The sequence below is a fragment of the Bradyrhizobium sp. P2_E8 genome (genome assembly GCF_056403875.1).
The window spans coordinates 1-8342 of the sequence record NZ_JBFUES010000246.1 but is presented as its reverse complement, the minus strand read 5'-3'; the positions used below and the strand labels follow the sequence as shown (position 1 = coordinate 8342).

10 protein-coding genes are annotated in these 8342 nt (G+C 62.2%); all 10 read right to left on the bottom strand.

Annotated elements, in window-relative coordinates; translation table 11 throughout:
* Positions 1-756, bottom strand: a 756-nt coding sequence (locus tag AC1D00_RS15865) for a TraB/TrbI/VirB10 family type IV secretion system protein (protein WP_477011325.1), incomplete at its 3' end; no start/stop codon positions are given.
* Positions 753-1709, bottom strand: a complete 957-nt coding sequence (gene trbG / locus AC1D00_RS15860; protein ID WP_477011326.1) for a P-type conjugative transfer protein TrbG — start codon at positions 1707-1709, stop codon at positions 753-755. The genes trbG and AC1D00_RS15865, both read right to left, overlap by 4 nt.
* A gap of 74 nt (positions 1710-1783) precedes the next feature.
* Complete coding sequence (gene trbF, locus AC1D00_RS15855; RefSeq protein ID WP_477011324.1) at positions 1784-2467, bottom strand: conjugal transfer protein TrbF; 684 nt, start codon at positions 2465-2467, stop codon at positions 1784-1786.
* A gap of 102 nt (positions 2468-2569) precedes the next feature.
* Positions 2570-3799 carry a P-type conjugative transfer protein TrbL gene (gene trbL / locus AC1D00_RS15850; RefSeq protein ID WP_477011323.1) on the bottom strand — a complete coding sequence of 410 codons (1230 nt, stop codon included), beginning with the start codon at positions 3797-3799 and terminating at the stop codon, positions 2570-2572.
* Positions 3796-4152 (bottom strand): putative entry exclusion protein TrbK-alt, encoded by a 357-nt coding sequence (gene trbK-alt / locus AC1D00_RS15845; RefSeq protein ID WP_477011322.1) that lies wholly within the window; start codon positions 4150-4152, stop codon positions 3796-3798. Before trbK-alt ends, trbL begins: the two co-directional genes overlap by 4 nt.
* Entirely contained in the window at positions 4152-4883 is a 732-nt protein-coding gene (trbJ, locus tag AC1D00_RS15840; protein ID WP_477011321.1) for a P-type conjugative transfer protein TrbJ, read from the bottom strand. The genes trbK-alt and trbJ overlap by 1 nt, the downstream gene beginning before the upstream one ends.
* Positions 4880-7321 carry a conjugal transfer protein TrbE gene (gene trbE, locus AC1D00_RS15835; RefSeq protein ID WP_477011320.1) on the bottom strand — a complete coding sequence of 814 codons (2442 nt, stop codon included), beginning with the start codon at positions 7319-7321 and terminating at the stop codon, positions 4880-4882. Before trbE ends, trbJ begins: the two co-directional genes overlap by 4 nt.
* 10 nt (positions 7322-7331) lie before the next feature.
* Complete coding sequence (locus AC1D00_RS15830) at positions 7332-7595, bottom strand: VirB3 family type IV secretion system protein (protein WP_477011319.1); 264 nt, start codon at positions 7593-7595, stop codon at positions 7332-7334.
* Positions 7595-7918, bottom strand: a complete 324-nt coding sequence (locus AC1D00_RS15825; RefSeq protein WP_219685390.1) for a TrbC/VirB2 family type IV secretion system protein — start codon at positions 7916-7918, stop codon at positions 7595-7597. The genes AC1D00_RS15830 and AC1D00_RS15825 overlap by 1 nt, the downstream gene beginning before the upstream one ends.
* Before the next feature lies 1 nt (position 7919).
* A partial coding sequence (locus AC1D00_RS15820; protein WP_477011318.1) for an ATPase, T2SS/T4P/T4SS family occupies positions 7920-8342 on the bottom strand: 423 nt, incomplete at its 5' end.

The window sequence follows — 8342 nt, the reverse complement described above, 5'->3', positions numbered from 1 at the left end:
GTCGTAAACGTTCTCCGTAACCTGCGCTGTGATCTGGCCTGGAAGGTCTGATCGGATTCCGGTGACCAGAGCGCCTGAAATGATAGTTCCAGCCTGCACGATATACGGTGAGGCCGACCTGGTGACGCGGTCAGGGCTTAGGGTGCGTCGATCCACGGATGCATTGACGAAGGCGAGCTTCTTGTCCTGACTACTCTGTGCGGATCCTTCGTCGTTATTGGTGGTCGAGGTCGATGGAGCATTGCGGTCGCTCCCCTGAGCCGCGGCAGCAGGCGGACGCACTTCTCTCCCATTGGTCGAAGCGAACAAATGGCTTAGTCGGGCTGCTTCGGTTTCCTGATCCCGGCGTTGCTGTTCAGCATCTGGAGCCGTGCCGCCGATCGTTGGCGACAGGCCCTGTGCAGCAAGGATCGGTCGGCCAAGGTCTCCAGGGAGCGGCGGACCGAGCTGCGGGATGGCTTGGCGGGGAACACCTGCGTAATCCTTCGGCAGCGTCGTGATGCCGTCGGCGACATTATGATGGTCGGTGCTATAGAGCTCATCGGCCACCTGGTTTCGAGAGYGATTGCTCTGCAACGACCACAACACAGCTCCCCCGATGACAAGCAAGGCAGCCGCGCTTCCTCCCGCAAGAATCTTTCTCGACAACCGTGTCACGCGCGGATGCTCCGCTCTTAAGCGGAAGTTCCTGGACTGCTCGTCCTGTGTTTGCCGCGGTATCGCCTGCTCGTGATCGTTTCCATTCGGGGTACTCATGACGAMGGCCTCCCGTCAGTCCGGACAATTCTGACCGTCTGCTGGTGCTCACCACCGAGCCGCAGTTCTGCGGCCGCAAATAGGCGATCTACGATCAACACATTGCCGTAGGCGCGATAGTTGACGAGTTGGGTCTTGCCGTCGGGGCCGATGACGAAGAGCGGCGGCATCTCGCCTTGGACGATCCCTTGCGGGAATTCGACATAGACCTTGCGGCCGTCATCATACGCGGCAAGCGGCCGCCAGGCTGGCGTGTCCCCTTCGATCGCGTAACGAAAGACACGCTGGGCCGGTTCGGGAAGAAAGGGTCTCAGCTTGACCGATTGCGATCGTTCGCGAACCGTTTCCGGATAATACCAGGCAACGGATGGCATGTATGGCCGCTCTCGAGAGCGGAGTTCGATCAGGTAGGTGCGCCGGTCCGTGTTGACGACGAGGTTGGTCTCGATCGACGGGCGGGTCGGCTTCACGAGGATGTGGACGCGCCGCGTGCCACCACTGCCGCTCTCGGTATCGCCCACAACCCAGCGCACGGTGTCTCCGGCCGCGATGGGTCCTGATCCCGTCAACATCTCTCCCTCTTCGAGCGCAATATCAGTGATCTGGCCGGGCGCGGCGTACACCTGGTAGAGCGCCCCGGGGCTGTAAGCGTAGATTTGCGCCGCGTTGAAATATCCCTTCTTGCGCGGTTCGACGCGCGCCGCACTGTTTGCTGTCTCAACCCGGGTCACAGGTTCAGCGTCTTCCTTGCTCCGCGAATTGCCGCCAAGAACTGGTTTCCAAAGCGGAGGAACATGAAGCGGCTGCTGTCTGTCGTCGAGAGCCACTGGAGGCACCGGCAACGGCGGAACCTCCTTGTCATAGCTAATCTCCGGCGGAATGTAGGTCGCRCACCCACCGAGAGCCGAAGTACAAAGCAGAACAGCGGACAGGAGCGTTCGCTTCAAGGTCACAAATTCGGACCAGGTCGGCTTGAACCTACGATGTGTGAGGGGAAACTTCGCATAAGCGTCAGGCGTCGTCTTGGTCACTGACCCAACTCCTTTGACCAGTTGATGGCGCGGACGTAGACGCCAAGGGGATTCTTGCGCAAGCGTTCGGCATCGCGCGGCGTCTCGATGACGATCGTGAGAATCGCGGTCCAGCGCTCGGTCGAACTCAACGAGCCGTTGTCGTAAATGCGTTGGATCCACGCGATTCGAAAGCTCTCCGACGACGCGCGGATAACGCTCGAGACCTCGACTGAGATCTGCGCCTTACCTAACTTGGCAAACGGATCGTTGTTGCGTGCATAGTCGTTGAGTGCGGTCGCGCCGCGATCGGTCGTAAGATCATAGGCCCGAAGCCAATTCTGACGCAGCACGATGCTGTCGGCCGGCAGGCCTCTGACGTCTTCGATAAACCGCGCCAAGTGGTAGGCGATCTGAGCATCGGTGGGTTGATAGTCGATGTTGGCCGGGGCGACCCTTTGGGCCTGGCCGAGACGATCGACCTCGACCACCCATGGCGCAATCGATCCTTGGCTCGATTGCCAAACGAGTCCCCCGGCGAGACCTGCCGACAGCATCAGGCAACCGAACGCCATCAAGCGCCAGTTCTTGGCTTGCACGCGTGCCGATCCAATGCGTTCGTCCCATACCTGCGCTGCCTTTTGGTAGGGTGTGACCGGTTCGGGCATGCGCCCGTAATGAACGGAAGGTCGTTTGAACATGATTATTGCCCCTGAGATCGAGTGGTCCGGTTTGAAGTCGTGCGGCGTCTGGGTTGCGGCGTTCTTGCCCGCGGCAGGTGTTGAAAGCGACGCTCGGCCGTGTCAGCGGTCTCCCTCGGAAAGGTTGACGGAAGCGCCGCTCCCGCCATGGTCACCAGAACGAACGGCATGGCCGGCCGCGGACGCGCCATGCCGAACGGTCTGGGCGCGCTTCATGCGCCGCGCCCAATCGGGTTGCCCCCCTGTGGACGTACTCGCAGCGGGCTCACCCGCTTGCCCGCTGCCGGCGAATGCGGCCGCGGCTCGACGTAAAGGGCTCAACACAGCCGAGCCACCCGCCTCCGCGACGCCCGCAACGCCGCCGCTTCGATACGCCGCGGATGTGCCGCTCACGATGGCGGCCCCACCGCGCCCCGCGCCCGCGAGCGCACCACCAGCGAGACCAGCGCCACCGGCGGCAAGACCGGCACCTGCCGCAACCACGCCACCGGCAGCAAGACCCGTCCCGATCGCGGCGCCGGCGCCGAGTTGCGGTCCGCCTGACACCAGGCCGTTTGCGATTCCCGGACCGAAGATCCCGAGACCCAGCAAGGAGAGCGACGCGAGCACCAGGGTCATAGCATCTTCAATTGTAGGCTGCGCGCCGCCAAATCCCGCCGTGAACTGTGAGAACAGGGTTGAGCCGATGCCGACGATGACGGCCAGGACCAAGACCTTGATCCCGGACGATATGACGTTGCCGAGGACCCGCTCCGCCGTGGAGGCCGTCTTGCCAAACAGGCCAAACGGTATGAGCACGAAGCCGGCCAGCGTCGTCAGCTTGAACTCGATCAGCGTGACAAAGAGCTGGATCGCTAAAATAAAGAAGGCGAGCAGCACCACGACCCATGCGAACAAGAGAACAACGATCTGAACGAAATTCTCGAAGAAGCTGATGTAGCCCATCAGGTTAGAGATCGAATCGAGCATCGGCCTTCCAGCATCGAGCCCGACCTGAGCGATCTTTCCCGGTCGCAGGAAGTCTGATGCGGAGAGGCTTGAACCGGACGCTTTCAAACCAAGCCCGGCAAAGCTCTCGAAGACGATCCTTGCGAGGTTGTTCCAATTGCCAATCAGATACGCAAAGACGCCAACGAAGAGCGTTTTCTTGACGAGACGCGCGATGATGTCCTCGTCCGTGCCCCAACTCCAGAATAACGCGGCAAGCGTGATGTCGATGGCGGCAAGCGTTGTCGCAAGATACCCGACCTCGCCACCCAAGATCCCGAAGCCGTTGTCGATGTAGCGGGTGAATGTCTCAAGGAACTGGTCGATGATGCCGGTGCCGGTCATGGCTTATCCTCCTCGGGCACCGCGGCGGACGGATATCCCTGCGGCATCCGGCTCTGATCTTTTGGCGCGGGTGTCACGCCGGTTTCCGCAGCGGCAGAACCGTCCCGACTGAGAAAGAAGCGACGGCGATTTTCGGCCCAGATTTTCTGGCAATGCTGATAGTCAACTGCATCTTCGGAGGAGACAGTGCGGCAGCGCGCAAGCTCGGAACGGTCGACGTCTTTGGTCTGCTCTGCCGTTGGCGGTGCAGAGGTATTTCCTCCGCCACGAAGCTGGATCGCGCAGCCTGCGACGACCAGCACCCCGACCGACACGAGTAGCGATAGCGCTTTGAATGGGCCTGTATCAGTCATCAGTGGAACATCCGCACGTCCTGGGATTGGTAGCCCTGCCCTGGCGTCAGAAATCGCCGGAGCTGTTCGCGTCCCTGGTCTTGGGCTGCCGCTCGCTGCGCCGCTTCAAGGCTCTGTGCCCTGCCCTGTGCCGCGACAGTGGCGGTGAGATCGGCGAGTTGCTGCGCCTGAAGCGCGAGGATCTGATTGCCGGCCTGGGTTGCCTGCAGCGCGCCGCTGGCACCCTGGCTCGACGTCACGAGCGCCGACGTCTGGACGCGATTGGTATCGAGGTTGTCCACAACGCCAGCCTGGACCCGGAGCGCGTCCTGCAACGCTGCGACCGAGTTTTGCCAGCGCGACTGAGCGTTGCTGATCAGCAGCTGGTTGGACTGGCTGCCGGTCGCCGGCGCATAGCTGGTCGAGAACGCGCGGTCGATCTGCTGGACGTCAAAGGCAATCCTTTGAGCCTGCGCCAACAATTGCTGGGTCCGCTGGATCGAAGATTGCAGTTGCTGGAGCGAGGAATACGGCAGGCTTGCCAGATTCCTGGCCTGGTTGATCAGCATCTGCGCTTCGTTCTGCAACGAGGTGATCTGATTGCTGATCTGCTGCAGCTCGCGTGCGGCGGTCAGCACGTTCTGGACGTAGTTGTTGGGATCGAAGACGATCCATTGCGCTCGTGCCGGCACCGTGACGCAAAGCGTCAGGGCGATCGTGCTGGCCGCGGCAAATAGACCAAGGCGTCTCATTGCGACTTCTCCAGATTGATGAGACCGGGAATCAGGTCCGTGGCCCAGGCAACGCCGCGGTGCTGAAGCCAGGCCGGCACGAACCCGTCAGGTCCATGTTCGGCGAGGAGCTGGGCGATGGCAGCCTGATCGGTCTTGGATGAGGCTGCGGTGAAGGCGAGCGCCACCTCGCCAAGCCCGAGTTCGAACATCCGGTTGCCGCGGCGAGATTGGCAGTAGTAGTCACGCTTGGGCGTTGCCCGGCTCAGAAGCTCGATCTGGCGGTCGTTGAGTCCGAAGCGGCGGTAGATGGCGGTGATCTGCGGTTCGATCGCCCGTTCGTTCGGCAGCAACAAGCGAGTTGGGCAGCTCTCGATGATCGCGGGGGCAATCGCCGAGCCGTCGATGTCCGAAAGCGATTGGGTGGCAAAGACGACGGAGGCGTTCTTCTTGCGAAGCGTCTTCAGCCATTCCCGGAGCTGGCCGGCGAAATCGTCATCGTCGAGGGCAAGCCAGCCTTCATCGACAATGAGAAGCGTGGGACGGCCGTCGAGACGGTCCCCAATACGATGGAAGAGGTACGCGAGGACGGCCGGGGCCGCGCTCGTGCCGATCAACCCTTCGGTCTCGAACGCCTGGACGGATGATTCCCCAAGGCGCTCGAATTCAGCATCAAGCAGGCGTCCGGACGAACCGCCAAGGCAATAGGGTTGCAGAGCGCGTTTCAGGGCGTTTGATTGCAAGAGGACCGACAGCCCCGTAAGCGTACGTTCCTCCCTCGGCGCTGACGCGAGAGATGTCAGCGCCGACCACAGATGGTCCTTGACCTCCGGGGTGATCTCGACCTTTTCCCGTGCCAGGATTGCACCGACCCATTCGGTGGCCCATCCGCGCTCGGAAGGGTCGTCGATCCAGGCCAGCGGCTGCAACGCGACGGGTTGATCGCCTCCGTCAGATAAGGCACCACCGAGATCATGCCAATCGCCCCCCATGGCGAGCGCGGCCGCCCGAATCGAACCGCCAAAGTCGAACGCAAACACTTGGGAGTTCGGGTAGCGGCGGAACTGCATTGCCATCAGCGCCAGCAGGACCGACTTGCCCGCACCTGTCGGCCCCACCACCAGGGTGTGGCCGACGTCACCGACGTGAAGCGAAAACCGGAACGGGGTTGATCCCTCGGTCTTGCCGAACAGCAGCGGCGGAGCGCCAAAATGCAGATCCCGCGCCTCGCCCGCCCATACAGCCGACATCGGAATCATATGGGCGAGGTTGAGGGTCGAGACCGGCGGCTGCCGCACATTGGCGTAAACGTGCCCGGGTAGACTGCCGAGCCAGGCTTCGACGGCGTTCACCGTCTCGATCATGCAGGTGAAATCGTGGCCCTGAATGACCTTTTCGACTAGGCGCAGCTTTTCATCAGCAGCGTTGGCATCACCGTCCCAGACGGTGATGGTCGCGGTGACAAAGGCTTGCCCGATCTGATCCGAACCCAGTTCCTGCAGGGCGGCGTCGGCGTCGAGCGCCTTGTTGTGAGCGTCGGTATCGAGCAGCGCCGATGCCTCGTTGGTCATGACCTCCTTGAGAATGGCCCCAACCGACTTTCGCTTGGCGAACCACTGCCGGCGGATTTTGATCAGCAGCTTGGTGGCATCCGTCTTGTCGAGCATGATCGCCCGGGTCGACCAGCGGTACGAGAATGGCAGGCGATTGAGGTCGTCCAGAATTCCCGGTGTCGTCGCGCCCGGAAAGCCAACGATGGTCAGAACCCGCAGATTGGCTGAGCCCAGCATCGGCTCGAGCCCGCCGGTTAGCGGCTGGTCGGCCAACAACGCATCGATGTACATGGGAATTTCAGGCACGCGAACGCGATGTCGCTTGGTCGAAATCGTCGAGTGCAGATAGGTCAGAATGGCCTGATCATCGAGCCAGGCGCATTCTGGCATGAACCCTTCGAGAAGCCCGAGCACGCGGCTGGTTTGGTCGATAAACCCGCGGAGCACCTCGCGTGCGTCTGCGCCAACAGTGCGATCGCGCCCTTCATAGAGCAGTCGCTCGGCCTTGGCTGCGCCCTCCTCCGGTGGAAGATAAAGGAAGGTCAGGAAATAGCTGGACTCATAGTGCGCACCGGCCTCCTCGAACTGCGCCCTGCGCTCGGCGTCGACCAATGCAGATGCGACGTCCGGAAATGTGCTCGGAGGATAACTACCGGCAAAATGGCGCTGCGCCTCAACGAACACGGCCCAGCCAGATCCCAGGCGGCGAAGCGCGTTGTTCAGACGACCTGCGACACCGACAAGCTCAGCCGGCACCGCACTGTCGAGGTCGGGTCCGCGGAACTTCGCGGTCCGCTGGAACGAGCCGTCCTTGTTCAGGATGATGCCCTCGTCGACGAGGGCTGCCCAAGGCAGGAAGTCGGCAAGGCGCGCATTGGAATGGCGATATTCGGCAAGGTTCATCATGATCGAGAGCTCAGAGGTTGAGATGACCGGGAATGCGCAGATGCCGGCGCACCACATCCACAAACGCGGGATCGCGCCTGGCAGCCCAGACGGCGGCCATGTGACCGATGAACCAGAGGACAAGACCTGCGATCCAGAGCCGCAGTCCAAGTCCAAGGGCTGCCGCCAGTGTGCCGTTGACGATCGCGACCGCCCGCGGCGCACCGCCCATCAGGATCGGATCGGTGAGCGCGCGATGAACGGGCACGACAAAGCCTGTGACCGGCTCGTCCATCAGATCACCACGCCGCCGCCGAAGGAGAAGAACGACAGGAAGAAGCTCGAGGCGGCGAACGCGATCGACAGACCGAATACGATCTGGATCAGCCTGCGGAAGCCACCCGACGAGTCCCCGAACGCGAGGGTAAGCCCGGTGACGACGATGATGATGACGGCGATGATCTTGGCGACCGGCCCCTCGACCGACTGCAGGATCTGATTGAGCGGTTGCTCCCACGGCATGTTCGAGCCGGCGGCCCATGCCGGCGGTGCTGCCAAGAGCACCGCGCCGAAAGCCGCCAACGATGCCCCACGAAAAAAGCGAAATTGCAGACGCATGTCAGTCTCCTGCTGATGAAAGGCTGTAGTCACCGGCGGCTCCAAGCCCCGAGACGATGGCGAGCTCGGAGAGACGACGGTCGGCGCCGCGCCCTGCAAGGACGGCGACGAGGTTGATGGTCTCGGCGATCAGGGCACGCGGAACCGTCATGACGGCTTCCTGGATGAGCTGCTCAAGCCGCCGCAAGGCACCGAGCGCGGTGCCCGCRTGAATCGTGCCGATGCCGCCAGGATGACCGGTGCCCCAAGCTTTGAGCAGATCGAGTGCCTCCGCACCGCGGACCTCGCCAACCGGGATACGATCGGGACGCAGTCGCAGCGAGGACCGAACGAGATCCGATAGCGTCGCCACGCCATCTTTGGTCCGCAATGCTACAAGGTTGGGCGCCTTGCATTGAAGTTCGCGCGTATCTTCGATCAGGAC